Here is a 14,070-nt window from a genome sequence, read left to right as displayed (position 1 = left end):
CGGTTGGTATCAGGGATGGACGACGGTCATCCACATCGGGTGATTTCGGTTTTGCATATCCCGGACCGCGTCGACGGTGTCGGTCAGCGGAAAGCGTTGAGTGATCAGCTCTTCGGCGGTGAGTACACCGGAGGCGAGCATGTTCAGGACATCATGAGCATCGTTGCGGGTGCAGGCGCGAGTGCCGATGAACCGCCAGCAGTTGGACATCAGCCCGATCGGCGGAATCGGTAGCGGGGTGGCGTTGCCTCCCATGTGTGCCAACACGCCGCCGGTTGTCAGTGCGGCCATGGCCTGACCGGTCGCTGCTCCGGCGGGGATGTAATCGAGAACAGCTGACACGCCTTCTGGGGCCACACTGCGTAGCTGCCGAGTGAGCCACCCTGTGGACTCCCAGTCGGACGGCAGTTCCTCGAGCGCGATCGTCTCGACGGCGAGAGATCTCGCAAGTCCCCGCACCGCATTCAACCTTTCGGCATTGCGCGCGACCAGTATTAGCCGGCCGATTCCGAAATGCTCGGCCAGCTTGATCGTCGCGGTGCCCATCGTTCCGGTCGCAGCGGTGACCACGACCGTGGAGCCGAGCGGAGGTTCCACCAGTTTCAGAATCCGCACCGTATTGGCCAGATCGTGAATCTTCGCACCGACATCGAAGCTGACCCTTTCGGGCAGCGGATCGATCAGCCAATGCGGGATTCGGAGGTACTCCGCCAGCCCACCGTCGTGGTAGCGCTTGTACAGCGGCATCGGTGCACTGCCGAACGCCGCGTGTCCGATCATGGCCTGCTGGGCACACATCATGTCGCGGTCGGTGCGGCAGTAAACGCAGTTTCGGCAGTTCAAGTTCGGATGCACTCGGACCCTGTCGCCGACCGCTACGGTGGTTACCCGCTCACCGACGGCGGCGACGGTCCCGGCTGCCTCATGCCCGAGGGTGGTCGGCAGGTGACGGAATGCTCCCATCGCCAGCAGCGACATCATCCCAGGGGCCAGACCGGCGGCGGCCACCTTGATAACGACGTCGTCCGGGCCGGGTTCCGGGATCGGAATCCGTTCGAGTTCGAGCGTATTCGTTCCGTGACGAGCACGGGCGGCGAGCATACTCATGCGCCGACCTTCTCCACTGCAGCGGCCAGGCGCGCGCTGGAGTACATGTCTGCAGTACGCGTCGTCTCGGCGACCTGCGGTAGTTCGCGATGAGAAAGCAAGCTCACGTGCACCGACTCTTCCGCCGCGATACTGCAATGGGCGATGCCGAGCGGGACTCGAACGAAGTCTCCCGGCCCGAGCTCGACAATCCCGCGCTGGGTCAGCAGCATGCGACTACCGCTGATCTGATACTGGATCTCATCGGCATCCAGGGTGCGGCGGTACCGGCGCCGTGACGAGTCACCGGAGATCGCGACTGTGCCGAGGCGAAGGCTTTCCGTGGCGTACAGCCAGGTACGGCCGAGGGTTTTGCCGGTGGCGAGTACCCCCATACGCTCGGATTCCTGGTGGACATGCTCGAGCAGCAGACTCTCGTCGGACGGAAACACCACAATGTCATGGCCGAGCGCGCCCATGCACTGCGTTATCGCCTCGTTGACCGTCGCCGGTTGCCACCCTGGGAACGCCGGCAAGATCGGCTGCGAAATGCGTTCTGCTTCAACGAGTTCAGTGGCCGGTGCGGGCACATAGAACAACAGATGGCTTTCCTTGCGACCGTAGTTATCGTGCGCTACCCCACGAGGAATGCGCGAGAACTCGCCCGGCCGGTGCTCGATGACACCGAGCTCGGTCATCAAGGTCCGCTCACCCGCGATCTGGTAGGAGATCTCGTCAACGTCGCAGTTTCGGTGATAGAACGGCTGGCGATTGTCCATCGTCTGCCATTCGATGCGAATGTGGTCATTTTCGTAGATTCCGCGCGGCGGAGCAAACGGTTGCGCCCGGTATTCCTGCGGGTAGTGCACCACTTCCAGTGGTGCATGGTCGCGCCATAGCTTCATCGGCATTCGGCTCGGTTGCGGCGGCGCCAGCAGCAAGTTCTCGTCCCGCTCGATGCTGCGCAACGGCCGTTCCGATGCCATGACCATAACGTCTTCCACGACGGCCATTGGAGACCTCCTCGTCTCGAGTTCGAGTTGCGCCCCATCCGGATCCGCAGCCGACTACCTCGGCAAACGAATGCGGTGGAGCTATCCATGACTCAGGGCTTTCTCGGCTGCCTGAGTTACTTCCGCCGATTGCGGGGTCCACTTCAGAACGTCGGCGGTCACATCGGCCGAGGCGCTCGGCGTCCACGCGGCCGCAACGATTCGGTCCGGCCGGATCAGCACGAATCGTCCCTGGTAGCACGAGAATTCACGCATTAGCCCGCCATCGATGTCGATCAACACCCGGCGCCGAGTCCGCGGGACCTGCTCCCTGGTCACCACCAGTGCATCGGTGGCCGACAGTGCAAGACGAATCGGATCCGTTGCAGTCCAGTCGGACTCGTCAACGTCAACACCGATCAAGGCCCAGCCTGTGCCGACGACGTCATCGAGGCGTCGCATCGCATGGGCGGTGGCATCGAATGACAGCGGCTGGCCGATCGGGACTCCCACATCTTCCGACCTACCCGCGGGCACCACGACCATCCCATCGGTCAGCTGCGACGATGGCCGATACCGCATCTCCTCCAGATAGGTGCGGCCTTCCTTGGTGCGCAGCGCGTTCCGAACGGACTCGTCCCGACGATGAGCCAACCGGGTCGAGGTGGTCATGACCACCCGGCCGAGCCGTTCGGACATCCGGACCGTCGCCAAAGCGTGCGGTGCTCGTTCGACCTGATAGCTTGTCAATACTGACGGATCCAGCTGTCCTGCAAGCACATCGGCGATCTTCCACGTCAGATTGGCTGCGTCCCGGATACCGGAATTCAGCCCCTGCCCAGCGAAGGGCGGCATCATATGCGCCGCATCACCCAACAAGAACGAGCGGCCGATCATCCACCGATCAGCGACCACCGCGTTGAACCGATAATTGACCGCCCGCTCGACCTGGCTCGGCACGATCGCCCGATAGGGGGCAACCAGCCTCCGAATCAGCTCGAAGGACGGCGGCTCTCCCGCGCCACCCTCGCCGTCGTACAGCCGGAACTCGTAGCGGCAGCGTCCTTCCAACCCCGGCACAATGACGTGCGGCCGGCGCGGGTCAGCGTGGTGCATGGCGAAACGTTCGGTGTGCGGGTCATCGAGGGTATCGACGACCAACCACACATCGTCATAGCTGCGGCCGGTCATGTCGACGCCTTGCAGCAGACGCGTCGCCGATCGCCCGCCATCGCATCCGAGTACATAGTCGGCCTCCAGCGCCTGCTCGACCCCATCGGCTACCGCGGACAACCGCACGCAATCAGGAAGCTGCTCGAACCCGATCACTTGGGTACCGAATCGCAGCTGCGCCGTGGGCGATTCGGCCAGCGCGGACGCCAGCGCACGCTCGAGATCGGGCTGCGCGAAAGGGTTCTTGAATGGGAAACCGAGCCGGAATGGGTGCGGCCCCCGTGCGTGGAACAGCGGTTCCCCGTAGCTGTCGTAGTAGCGGGTGCCGGTACCCGGCACCACGATCGGCAGTATGCGATCCACGATTCCGGCCTGCTGAAACACTCGCAACGAGACATCGTCGATGCTGATGGCCTTCGGCTCGTCACTGGTCGTGCCGTGCTGCTCCAGCACTGCGACCGTCACGCCGCGGGCAGCCAGCAGCGCCGCCGCCGTCAGACCCACCGGCCCTGCTCCGCACACAGCGACATCCACTCTGCCCAGCGATTCCGCCGCCATGAACGCACCTCTCCTGAGCTCTGGAACTGATGCGCCCACCCTAAAATCATGTCCTGAATTACGGAAGTTATGTCCTGTAAAACAGGACTTGAGAATCGCTCTCGATAAACGTTCGGCAGCGAGATACACACGGATTGCCCCAGCCTCGGAGCTACGCTGGGGCGTGCGATCAAACCAGCCCGACGACGCCTTGCCGGCCGAGCTTGCTCGAACCGTATGGGCGCTGCACCGCGCACTGCGGCAGCGCCAGGGTGCCCCCACAGGCGAAACCCCCCGCCCCCCTGCGCAGGTGGAGGTACTCAGGTTGGTCTCGGAACAACCCGGGACCAGTGTGCGCGAACTCGCCGACGCACTGCGCATGCAAGCCAACAATGTCAGCACCCTGGTCTCCCGGCTCGCCAATGACGGTTACCTGGAGCGTCGTCCGCATCCGGGTGACGGCCGCCAGGTGCGGCTGTACCCCACCGCCAAGATGCGCGCAGCCGCACAGGAATTGGCCACCCGGCTCGACGCGGGAGTTTCCGAAGCCCTCGAAGGACTCGGCGAACAAGCCCGGGCGCGGATCGCTGCCGCCCTCCCCGACCTGCACGAGCTCACGCAGATGCTGAGCCCGCGAGCCTGACCCCGATCCACTCGGCGAATCGGGCCGAAAAAATTCACTCTACAACTATAGCTCTAGTACTAGAGTTATATCTATGAAGTTCGCCCCTCCGCTCGGGCATTCAGCGGCACACATCGGCCGAACCGGTCAGGCGTCGCGCCGTTCGAGTTCAGCGGTAATCGCATGCGCAGCGCTGCGAACAGCGACTTCAACGTTCTTCAACTCGGCGCGCGGAATCCGCGCCGCCAGTGCCGCAACGCTGATCGCCGCACACACGGCGCCGGAGGCATCCCGAATCGGAGCCGCCACACCGAGAATGTGCTCGTCGAGCTCCCCCTGCGAAATCGCCACTCCCCGCTTACGTATATGCAGGAATCGAGTACGCAGAGCATCGGCGTCGGTGAGCGTCTTGGCAGTGAATCTTTCCAGCGGCGCACCTTCCAGCACCCCGGCTACCTCGTCCGGGTCAGCCCATGCCAACAGCACCTCGGCTGCGGCACCCGCGTTGATCGGCAGTACATGCCCGCGCTCGTAGGACAGCCGCACCGCATGCTTCGCCTCCACCAGATCGAGGCAGACCACCGAACGGCCCGAGCGACGGGTCAGCAGCACGGTCTCGTTGACGCGCGCGGCCAGCGACCGCATAACCGGCAATGCGACCTCCGACAGGCCCAGGCCGACCCTGGCCAGCCTCGCCAGCTCGAAAATTCTTGGGCCGAGCCGGAATCCACCTGTCGCCTCTTCGATGAATCCGCCGCCGACGAGGCTCTGCAGATAGCGATAGCCCGTCGAACGAGCAACGCCCAGTCGGTCGGAGATCTCACCGCCACTCCAGACCGGCTTCTCCGCAGAGAACAGCAGCAGGATGTCCAGTGCCCGATCGGCGGTGGAATTGCGTTCTCGATACGCGCTGGCGCCGCGATCATGTCCGGCCATATACGGAACCACACCTTCTGTACATAGTCCTGTAAATCAGGACATTCCTTTCGTATAGCAGAACACGATTCTAGGCTGCTCCCACCACGAACACAAAGGAGTGCTGTGTTGCCCAATCTTCGACAGGACGTGAGCCGAGCAAGTAGGACCCTTGCCGAGGCCGGCCTCGGTGACATGGTCTGGGGGCACGCATCCATCCGCGACCCGCAAGGTCGCGGCGTGTGGATGAAGGCTTCGGGTTGGGGATTCGAGGAGATCGGCGAGGACCAAGTCCTCCTCGTCTCTGCTGACGGAAAGGTGCTCGACGGCGCCGGAAATCGCCACGTCGAATTCGCCATCCATACCGAGATCATGGCGAGTAGATCCGATGTGGGCGCGGTTGTGCACACTCATGCACCCACGCTGGCCGCATTTGCTTCGCTCGACTGCGAGCTGAAACCTCTCTCCCACGACGGCGTTCCGTTCACCCACCCACAACTGCCTCGATTCACCGAGACCGGGGCCCTCATCGCAACCCCCGAGCTCGGCCGCACTCTGGCCCGAACGCTGGGGAGCGCGAACGGAGTGCTGATCCCCAACCACGGCGCCGTGACGGTCGGCCCCGACATCGAGACCGCGGTCATGTATGCCGTGCTGCTCGAAAGAGCGTGCCACACCCAGCTTCTCGCACAGGCGGCCGGTGGTCCGGCAATCTGGTCCGACGCCACCGAGACCGCCTTCAAACGCGACCAGGTCTGGAATCCCACCCAGATACGGGCCGGCTGGAACTACCTGGCCCGTCGAGCGGACACACATTGCCGGGCCGCCGGAACACCGACGACCTGACGAGAAGGACTCACATGACGGACATGTCGATCGCGCCCCCCGATCTCGGCGAGTTCCACGACACCGATGTTGCGGTGGTGGGCTGCGGTCCGGTGGGAGCACTCCTGGCAGTACTGCTGGGGCAACACGGCCACCGCGTCACTCTCGTCGACAAGTGGCCCGAGCCCTATGCCCAGCCCCGTGCGGTGACGTTCGACCACGAGATCGCCCGCATCCTCGCCATCTTGGGAATCGACTCCGACAACGACCCATCGATCGAATACCACGACGAGCTCTACTATTGGCGAAACGCAGAAGGACAGACACTGCTCGAGGTGGACTGGCGCTCGGTTGCTGCATCCGGTTGGCGAACCCGATACTGGTTCTCTCAGCCCGAACTGGAAAAACGTTTGAGCACAGTGGCTTCGACGCTGCCCACAGTGACATTACGACGGGGTTGGCTGGCCACCGACTTGGTTCAAGACGACCATAGCGCCCTTCTCGCAGGTGTCGACAGCACCGGAGCTGTCGAACGAATCCGCGCGAAATATGTCGTGGGCGCCGATGGCGCGAACAGCTTTGTGCGCCAGGCACTTGACCTCGAATTCGCCGATCACGGATTCTTCTTCGACTGGCTCATCCTCGATGTGATCCCCCACGCCGAACTCGACCTCGGCCCGGCACACTGGCAACTGTGCGATCCGGCTCGACCGACGACGATCGTTCCGGGAGGACCGGGTCGACGCCGCTGGGAATACATGGTTCTCCCAGGCGAATCCGCCGAAGAGCTCGCATCAGAGATATCGGCCTGGCGGCTGCTCGAACGCTGGGGGGTGACATCCGCCAACGCCGTCCTCGAACGCGCGGCCGTCTACCGATTCCAGGCCCGCTGGGCGGAGTCCTGGCGTAATCGGCGCGGATTGATCGCCGGGGACGCCGCACATCTCATGCCGCCGTTCGCCGGCGAGGGCATGTGCGCCGGCCTGCGCGACGCCGTAGCCCTGGCCTGGCGCTTGGACATGGTCTTGTCCGGCACGGCCGGTGACGGCCTTCTCGATTCCTATGCCACCGAGCGCAAAGGTCATGTCCGCCACTACATCGACTTCTCGATGCAGCTCGGCCAAATCATCTGCATCGCTGATCCGGTCGAGGCCGAAGCTCGGGATCGACGGATGATCGCCGAGCTGACCGAATCGCGGGCCGAGCCCGTTGACACCGATATCGCTTCCCTGGGACCGGGGCTCTGGCACGCCGGCACACCGCATGCCGGAGAACTGTCGGTACAGGGCATCGTCGAAGCGAGTGGCCACCGTGGCCGCTTCGACGAAGTCGCCGGACGCGGTTGGATCCTCCTCGGGCGCCACAGCTCACCGATCGCACACCTGACGGCTGCACAACGAGGATCCTGGAGTCGGATCGGTGGTCGATCGTTCCACATCGGCAGCGCGGAAACAGATCCTGATGTCATCGATGTCGATGGCACCTACGCGCGGTGGTTCGACGAGATCGGTGGTGAATTCGTGATCCTGCGCCCCGACTTTTATGTCGCCGCTACGGCTGCGGATCCCGTCGAACTGCGTGAATCGTTGAACCATCTCTTCTCTGGCATGCACCTGACCGCCATCGACGACAGCTCGGTCGTCGTCCATTGAAAGCAGGTACCCACGTGAATCTGGTCTTCGAACACGTCACTCTCGGCCAGCGCATCATCTTCGGAACCGGGGCGGCGGCAGAGAATCTGGCGACCGAGGTCGGTCGGCTCGAGAAGAACCGAGTGATGGTGATCGCCGCGCCATCTCAAGCAGCTCTCGCGCGCGAAGTGACACGCGGCATCCCCGTGGCGGTCCACCACTCCGATGTGGCGCAGCATGTACCATTCGCCAACGCACGAGAAGCGCGAGCGATCGCAGGTCGAAACGATATCGATCTACTCGTCTGCATTGGGGGCGGCTCGACCACCGGTCTTGCCAAAGCAATCGCGTTGACAACCGGCCTCCCGATCGTGGCGTTGCCCACCACGTATTCCGGCTCTGAGGCGACCAACGTATGGGGGCTGACGGAGTCTGGCCGAAAGACCACCGGCATCGACAACAAAGTGTTGCCCGTCAGCGTGATCTACGATGCGGCGCTTACCTTCTCGCTGCCGGTCAAACTGTCGATCGCTTCGGGACTCAACGGCATCGCCCACTGCGTCGACTCGATGTGGGCCCCGCGCACCGATCCCATCAATCAGACTTTGGCGGTCGAGGGTATCCGCGCCCTCTCCGCGGGCCTCACCACCATCAAGAACGACCCGAGTGACGTACTCGGCCGTGAGCAGGCACTCTACGGCGCATACCTCTCGGCGGTCGCATTCGCCTCCGCCGGATCGGGTTTGCACCACAAGATCTGCCACGTCCTCGGCGGTGCGTACAACATGCCCCACGCCGAAACCCATGCTGTGCTTCTGCCACATGTGCTGGCATTCAATGCACCGGCAGCTCCGGAAGCTACGGCACGAATCGTCAGAGCCTTCGAAACATCCACCGCCACAGCAGGACTGGCGTCCCTGTACGCCAGGCTGGACGCACCCAGAGCGCTCAAGGAGTACGGATTCCGAGAGGAGAGCGTTCCGGGGGCAGCCGAGCTGATCATGGGCGCCGTACCCAAATCCAATCCGCGCACGGTCACCGAGACCGAACTGCGCAACCTTCTCTTCGCCGCTTACTCAGGGACTGTTCCCACCGCCTGAAAGGACCCCGATCATGACGCACATCGCGTCCGGCCCGATCAGCCCCGCACAGCAGGCAGTCGAGGAAGAGCTCGTTACCGCCGTGGTCGCGTCATTTTCCCAGACCAACGACGGTCGACTGAGGCTCCTGATGCAGTCACTGACCCGCCATCTTCATGCGTTCATCCGTGAGGTCCGTCTGACCGAGGAAGAATGGCACGCCGCTATCGAATTCCTCACTGCTGCCGGGCATATAACCGATGACAAACGACAGGAGTTCGTGCTTCTGTCCGATGTGCTCGGTGTGTCCATGCAGACCATCGCCGTGAACAACCCGGCCTACGAGAATGCTACCGAGGCAACGGTATTCGGACCCTTCTTCACCGAGAACTCGCCGAAGATCCCGCTTGGGGGCGATATCGCGCACGGTGCCGTCGGGCAACCATGCTGGGTGGAGGGCTACGTCACCGATACCCGGGGCACCCGTATCGCTGGGGCTCGCATCGAGGTCTGGGAGTGCGACGAGGACGGCTTCTACGACGTGCAGTACCCCGACGGACGATGCGCCGGACGTGCCCACCTCTACACCGATTCCGATGGGGCATACCGATTCTGGGGGCTGACGCCGGTTCCGTATCCGATCCCGAGCGACGGGCCGGTTGGCAAACTGCTCGACTCGGTGGGTCGTTCCCCGGTTCGCGCTTCCCACTTGCACTTCATGGTCGCCGCCGACGGCATGCGCACTCTCGTGACGCATATCTTCGTCGCAGGGGATCCGCAGATCACGGTCGGCGACAGCGTATTCGGAGTCAAAGACTCACTGATCAAGGAATTCGAACAGCAGCAGCCGGATACGCGCCCGCCCGATGGCAGAGATCTCGGCGGCCGGCCCTGGGCTCGGGTCCGCTTCGACATCGTTCTCGCGCCAGTAAGTCCCTGAATTATTCGCAACTCGACGAAGGACCATCTTCATGTCGATTACCGGAACCATGCGGGCCGTACGGCTTTTCGAGCATGGCGACCCCTCCGTACTTCGAACAGTCGACGTCCCAATTCCTTTGGTCGGCCCCGACGAGGTGCTCATTCGGGTACACGCCACCGCGATCAACCGCTGGGATCTCAATTACCGTGCCGGCATCCTGCCGCCGCCGCTGCCCGGCAGGCCAGGGTGGCCGCTGCCGTTTCAGCTCGGCCGCGACGCCGCGGGCGAAATCCTGGAAGTCGGTGCGGATGTTCACACCTGGAAGGTCGGCGATCGGGTCGTTCAGATGCCCCATCCCGCGTGTGGCCGGTGCCGAATGTGCCTTCGAGGCCGCGACAACCTCTGTGTCGACACCACCTATCCGGGCCATCAAACCTTCGGTGGGTACGCGGAATACGTCGTCCGGTCCCAGCACTCCATCCTGGCCATCCCCGACGGGGTGGACTACAACGCGGCCGCGGCAACCTTGTGGTCCTACACCACGCCCCTGAACTGTGCCGCTAATCGTGCCCCGGTGGGATTCGGGGAGACCGCGCTGATCACGGGAGCCAGCGGAGGGCTGGCCATCGCGGCCGCACAGATCGCGCGGTTGCACGGCGCGAAAGTCATTGGAACGACGACCAAACCGCATCGTTCGTCCGAACAACTCGCTGCCGGGTTCGACCACATCGTCAACTCACTCGATCCGTCCGCACCCGACCAGGTCCGGGAGCTCACCGGCGGCTTGGGGGCGGATGTCGTGTGGGAATGTGTGGGTGGCACGCAGTTCCTGGAGTTGGCGATCGCATCCGTACGGCTCGGAGGAACGATCGCAATTCTGGCCATCAACGGCCCGAAGGTGGAGATCGCGTCACCATCCTTCATCGCGGGCGAAATCAACATCACTGGCGTCCGGGCCGCAGGACGCCGAGACCAGCAAGTGTGCATGACGATGCTCGGAGAAGGCCGAATTCACCCCATCATCGACCGAATGTATCCGCTCGAAGAGGCTGATTTGGCGCACGAGTACCTGGAGGCCGGCAATCAGATCGGCAAAGTCCTCCTCATTCCATAGTGAATCGAAAGGGATGCTTCGTGACCGGCTATGACCCTCGATGTGGCTCTACGGTATGCCTTCGTTGACGACGAAGCTCATCACCACCAACGCCTGACCTAGTCGCTGAAATCAATTATGGCGCAACAGTTCTCATCGGTGGATTCGGCATGGCCGACATGCCGGTACATCTGATCGACGCCCTGATCCAACAGGGCGCCGCAGAGTTGACGGTAGTCTCGAACAATGCCGGCAACGGCGATACCGGCCTCGCCGCGCTGCTCGCAGCGACCCGCGTGCGCAAGATCGTGTGTTCGTTTCCACCGCAGCATGATTCATGGGTCTTCGACCGCCTGACCAGGGTGGCGATGATGGCGTGAATGCATGCCGTCATGGACCCATCGATCGTCGGCGGTACCCATAATCCGCCGGCGGCGGCTCGATGGACATGGACCGCGCCGTGACGATGTCCATGCCGTCGACGATGACGATGCGGCTGCCGTCCCGGGCGGGACACCGGGACTTGGCAATCGGGCTCGGCTACCTGGCGGTGGCCGCCGTCTGGGTCGCCCATTCCTATCGGCGAGCGTCCGTGGACGACCATGCCCACCGCCTGACCGGTGCAATGCAAGCGGTCATGGCCGGTGCCACCGCAGTGATGTTCCGGTACCTGTCTTACACCGGCTGACGCGAGAGTTTCCGCGGTTATCCGCGGACGCCACCGACGCCGTCGTCCGGCGCACATTCGGCGGTCAGCAGATCCGCCCGAGCACGGGGCCGGAGACAAAGCCTTGGTACACGTGGCTGTTCGTGACAAGCGAATGGGGCCGGTTCTCGCCACCGAACCGCCAGTACGTATGGAGATCGCCATAGGCCGGGTGTCACAGTGCCGTGGGCAGGCCGCTGGCACCCGGCAATTGGGGCGGCGGCCACGCTGATGCCGACGGCCTGCGATATGGCCATGTCTAGCTCGGAGTGCCGGAGCGGCGAACCAGATATGCCCATCCGGCATTGATCTGTGCGGGGTTCCAGACCTGGTCGTGCTTGAATTGGGTCTCGGCTTCATCGGAAGCCGTTCGAGGCCCACCGGCTGCTTCCGCGAGAAGCTGTATGCGGCAAGCACGTTCCAGCAACGCCGCGTGCATGACTGCAGTGGCAATATCCGACCCGACTGTCACCCGTACCATGATGGGGCATCAGGATGCCATTCGCATCGCCCAGGCTTTCGGCGAGTGCCCTCCCCAGGTCTCGGGTGGCGGTCAACGCCCCGGTGCGGTTGAACCGCGGAAGCTGGGATGGGTGAACGGCGCCGCGTCGTGCGAGATGGGTTGCAGATCGCGCTCCAGCGAGGAGAAGGCAGCCAGTGCGGGCGCATTCGTGTGGACGACCGCACCCACATCCGTTCGTAGAGTAAGGATCTCAGTGTGGATCGGATACTCGAGGTGCCGCTTGCCGGTGCCCGAGAGGACATCACCATCCGGTGAGAACAGGACGATCAGATCGGGCTGAACCTCCTCGAATCCGAATCCGGAAGCCTTCATCCACGCACCCTTGCCAACGGGATCGCGGACCGCCGCATGGCCCCACACCATGTCCGACAGACCTGCAGTGGCCAGGGCATGGCTGGCGCTGACGACGTCGGTGATCACTGTCGTGTGTTATGACCGAATTTCGCCCTGGATTCTTGCGGCCAGCGCCCAACGCTGTCAGTTGGCTTTAGAACATGTCAACAACCTAGAAATTGTTGACAATTTTGCACACAAACACCTACTGTGACGACGGACACGGCCGATACCGGACAACTGCGCATCGGCACATGGCACCACGCGAGCATCACTGCCTCATGCCGCAGCCGTCCTGGCCGCGTTCACCCTCCCTCTGGCCCGAGCGATGCTGGCATATCACTCCGTGGGACCTGATGGAGGCACCTATGCACGCGCTGTGGCAGGAGATAAATGCTCGTGAAATCCATCGTGGCGACCGATTCAGCCGTATATCGATCGACCAATTCTGCGGAGGCGCGTGGATACCTTGCGCCGCAAGGCCACTCAGCTGGTGAGCCCGGGGCCTGAAGGCCACCGAATCGTTCCAAGCGCCCGGCACTCCACAGGGGGTACACCGGCGCCGGCAGAACGAGCCCCGGCCCGAGCTCACTGATCAGAAGCCGTTCTGAGACAACAAGGAGGTCACCGTGAGCATCGGCGAAATCGTCGAAGACATCATGGTACTAGGATCTGACCGTCCACTGCGGAGCCTCGTCCGCGATGAGCATCTGCTGCTGGCGCCACCGCGCCCGCCCACGGTGCCCGTCAAACTATGGCACGACCATCCGCCGCTGCAGGTGGTCCACCGCCCGCAAGAATATGGCGGCGAGCCGTTTGGCCCGCCACGCGGCATGTACGAGAACGACGAGATCCGCGTCGAGTGGCAGATCATGCGAGGTCGCCAGCCGTTCTACCACCGCAACTGCGACGTCGACGAAATCAGCTATCAGGTCTCCGGTGAGCGCACCCTGATGACCGAACTCGGTGTGATCGAACACCGGCCCGGTGAGTTCTCCCGCATCCCGCGTGGCGTCGCCCACGACAACTATTGCCGCGGCGAATGCCATCTGCTGTTCTATGTGCCCGCGCCGGTCACCGAACTCGTTCCGGCGGAACGAACGTCGCAGCCGGTACTTCCGCCGTATCCAGGCTGGGAGCCCGGCGAAGTCAACGAGGCCGTCACGCAATGCATGGGCGCACTCGGCCACGACATCACTGTTTTCGGGGCCGACGAACGACGACTGCTCGAGCAGGTTCATGCCGAAGACCGCCGCATGCGGGTCCTGCGCGCCGACCCGAGCCGGGATACCACCTGGCTGTACGGCGCCGAGCGCTTTCGGCTCGGTGCGGTCATTACCGCACCGTCCAGCGTGCGGCGCTATCGCCGTACGCTGGACGCCGACGAGATCCAGTACCAGGCGCGCGGACACCGCACCCTGATCAGTCAACGCGGCATTGTCGACCTGGAACCTGGTGACTTCGTGCGAATTCCGCTCGGGATCGCACACTCCAGCGTCACGACTGAGCCCGGCGAGTACGTCAGGCTGCTCTCGCACCGTGAGCTGCCCCAGGTCGCCGACACCGCTCGTACCGCCGACGCATATTCGGCCGAACGCCTCAACTCGCTCGACTCGGAGGTCCATCAGTGACG

General features: G+C 63.4%; 13 protein-coding genes and 1 pseudogene. 9 read left to right on the top strand and 5 right to left on the bottom strand.

The window, feature by feature from the left end; all coding sequences use genetic code 11:
* Window positions 1-9: 9 nt before the first annotated feature.
* From ACQP1O_RS17050 to ACQP1O_RS17040, 3 genes are all read right to left on the bottom strand, one after another.
* Window positions 10-1,101, bottom strand: a complete 1,092-nt coding sequence (locus ACQP1O_RS17050; protein ID WP_433567708.1) for an alcohol dehydrogenase catalytic domain-containing protein — start codon at window positions 1,099-1,101, stop codon at window positions 10-12.
* A gap of 2 nt (window positions 1,102-1,103) precedes the next feature.
* Window positions 1,104-2,099 (bottom strand): hypothetical protein, encoded by a 996-nt coding sequence (locus tag ACQP1O_RS17045; RefSeq protein WP_433566749.1) that lies wholly within the window; start codon window positions 2,097-2,099, stop codon window positions 1,104-1,106.
* An 81-nt stretch (window positions 2,100-2,180) separates the two neighbouring features.
* A complete protein-coding gene (locus ACQP1O_RS17040; RefSeq protein WP_433566748.1) occupies window positions 2,181-3,809 on the bottom strand; it encodes a bifunctional 3-(3-hydroxy-phenyl)propionate/3-hydroxycinnamic acid hydroxylase in 1,629 nt (542 codons plus the stop codon).
* Here ACQP1O_RS17040 and ACQP1O_RS17035 point away from each other — a divergent pair.
* Window positions 3,808-4,431: a MarR family winged helix-turn-helix transcriptional regulator gene (locus tag ACQP1O_RS17035; RefSeq protein WP_433566747.1), complete on the top strand. Its 624-nt coding sequence runs from the start codon at window positions 3,808-3,810 to the stop codon at window positions 4,429-4,431. The two genes, ACQP1O_RS17040 and ACQP1O_RS17035, sit on opposite strands and share 2 nt — an antisense overlap.
* A 126-nt stretch (window positions 4,432-4,557) precedes the next feature.
* On the opposite strand, the gene ACQP1O_RS17030 is transcribed toward ACQP1O_RS17035, so the two are convergent.
* Entirely contained in the window at window positions 4,558-5,346 is a 789-nt protein-coding gene (locus tag ACQP1O_RS17030; protein WP_433566746.1) for an IclR family transcriptional regulator, read from the bottom strand.
* Between the two features lie 108 nt (window positions 5,347-5,454).
* Here ACQP1O_RS17030 and ACQP1O_RS17025 point away from each other — a divergent pair, with 108 nt between their 5' ends.
* The 7 genes and pseudogenes from ACQP1O_RS17025 to ACQP1O_RS16995 all read left to right on the top strand — a co-directional run bounded on the left by ACQP1O_RS17025 (window position 5,455) and on the right by ACQP1O_RS16995 (window position 11,563).
* Window positions 5,455-6,171: a class II aldolase/adducin family protein gene (locus ACQP1O_RS17025; RefSeq protein ID WP_433566745.1), complete on the top strand. Its 717-nt coding sequence runs from the start codon at window positions 5,455-5,457 to the stop codon at window positions 6,169-6,171.
* A 14-nt stretch (window positions 6,172-6,185) separates the two neighbouring features.
* Entirely contained in the window at window positions 6,186-7,802 is a 1,617-nt protein-coding gene (locus ACQP1O_RS17020; RefSeq protein WP_433566744.1) for a bifunctional 3-(3-hydroxy-phenyl)propionate/3-hydroxycinnamic acid hydroxylase, read from the top strand.
* A 14-nt stretch (window positions 7,803-7,816) separates the two neighbouring features.
* Complete coding sequence (locus tag ACQP1O_RS17015; protein WP_433566743.1) at window positions 7,817-8,881, top strand: maleylacetate reductase; 1,065 nt, start codon at window positions 7,817-7,819, stop codon at window positions 8,879-8,881.
* 13 nt (window positions 8,882-8,894) lie between these two features.
* Window positions 8,895-9,800, top strand: coding sequence for a dioxygenase (locus ACQP1O_RS17010; RefSeq protein ID WP_433566742.1), 906 nt, complete (start codon window positions 8,895-8,897; stop codon window positions 9,798-9,800).
* Window positions 9,801-9,831: 31 nt separating this feature from the next.
* Entirely contained in the window at window positions 9,832-10,896 is a 1,065-nt protein-coding gene (locus tag ACQP1O_RS17005; protein WP_433566741.1) for an alcohol dehydrogenase catalytic domain-containing protein, read from the top strand.
* A gap of 110 nt (window positions 10,897-11,006) precedes the next feature.
* A pseudogene (locus tag ACQP1O_RS17000) lies at window positions 11,007-11,237 on the top strand (CoA-transferase); the annotation flags it as partial.
* Between the two features lie 80 nt (window positions 11,238-11,317).
* Window positions 11,318-11,563, top strand: a complete 246-nt coding sequence (locus tag ACQP1O_RS16995; RefSeq protein ID WP_433566740.1) for a hypothetical protein — start codon at window positions 11,318-11,320, stop codon at window positions 11,561-11,563.
* Window positions 11,564-12,134: 571 nt separating this feature from the next.
* Here the strand turns inward: ACQP1O_RS16995 and ACQP1O_RS16990 are convergent.
* Window positions 12,135-12,524 carry a class II aldolase/adducin family protein gene (locus ACQP1O_RS16990; RefSeq protein WP_433566739.1) on the bottom strand — a complete coding sequence of 130 codons (390 nt, stop codon included), beginning with the start codon at window positions 12,522-12,524 and terminating at the stop codon, window positions 12,135-12,137.
* Window positions 12,525-13,066: 542 nt separating this feature from the next.
* On the opposite strand from ACQP1O_RS16990, the gene ACQP1O_RS16985 reads away from it, so the two are divergent.
* A complete protein-coding gene (locus ACQP1O_RS16985; RefSeq protein WP_433566738.1) occupies window positions 13,067-14,068 on the top strand; it encodes a hypothetical protein in 1,002 nt (333 codons plus the stop codon).
* Window positions 14,069-14,070 lie beyond the last annotated feature (2 nt).

Origin of the sequence: Nocardia sp. CA-151230 (assembly GCF_050942175.1) — a bacterium.
Taxonomy (GTDB): Bacteria; Actinomycetota; Actinomycetes; order Mycobacteriales; family Mycobacteriaceae; genus Nocardia.
This window is presented reverse-complemented; position numbering and strand designations above follow the sequence as displayed.

Coding starts and splice junctions, on each gene's coding strand:
- ACQP1O_RS17050 (WP_433567708.1), bottom strand. CDS start 1,101: ATGCTCGCCGCCCGTGCTCGTCACGGAACGAATACGCTCGAACTCGAA.
- ACQP1O_RS17045 (WP_433566749.1), bottom strand. CDS start 2,099: ATGGCCGTCGTGGAAGACGTTATGGTCATGGCATCGGAACGGCCGTTG.
- ACQP1O_RS17035 (WP_433566747.1), top strand. CDS start 3,808: ATGAACGCACCTCTCCTGAGCTCTGGAACTGATGCGCCCACCCTAAAA.
- ACQP1O_RS17040 (WP_433566748.1), bottom strand. CDS start 3,809: ATGGCGGCGGAATCGCTGGGCAGAGTGGATGTCGCTGTGTGCGGAGCA.
- ACQP1O_RS17030 (WP_433566746.1), bottom strand. CDS start 5,346: ATGGCCGGACATGATCGCGGCGCCAGCGCGTATCGAGAACGCAATTCC.
- ACQP1O_RS17020 (WP_433566744.1), top strand. CDS start 6,186: ATGACGGACATGTCGATCGCGCCCCCCGATCTCGGCGAGTTCCACGAC.
- ACQP1O_RS17010 (WP_433566742.1), top strand. CDS start 8,895: ATGACGCACATCGCGTCCGGCCCGATCAGCCCCGCACAGCAGGCAGTC.
- ACQP1O_RS17005 (WP_433566741.1), top strand. CDS start 9,832: ATGTCGATTACCGGAACCATGCGGGCCGTACGGCTTTTCGAGCATGGC.
- ACQP1O_RS16995 (WP_433566740.1), top strand. CDS start 11,318: ATGGACATGGACCGCGCCGTGACGATGTCCATGCCGTCGACGATGACG.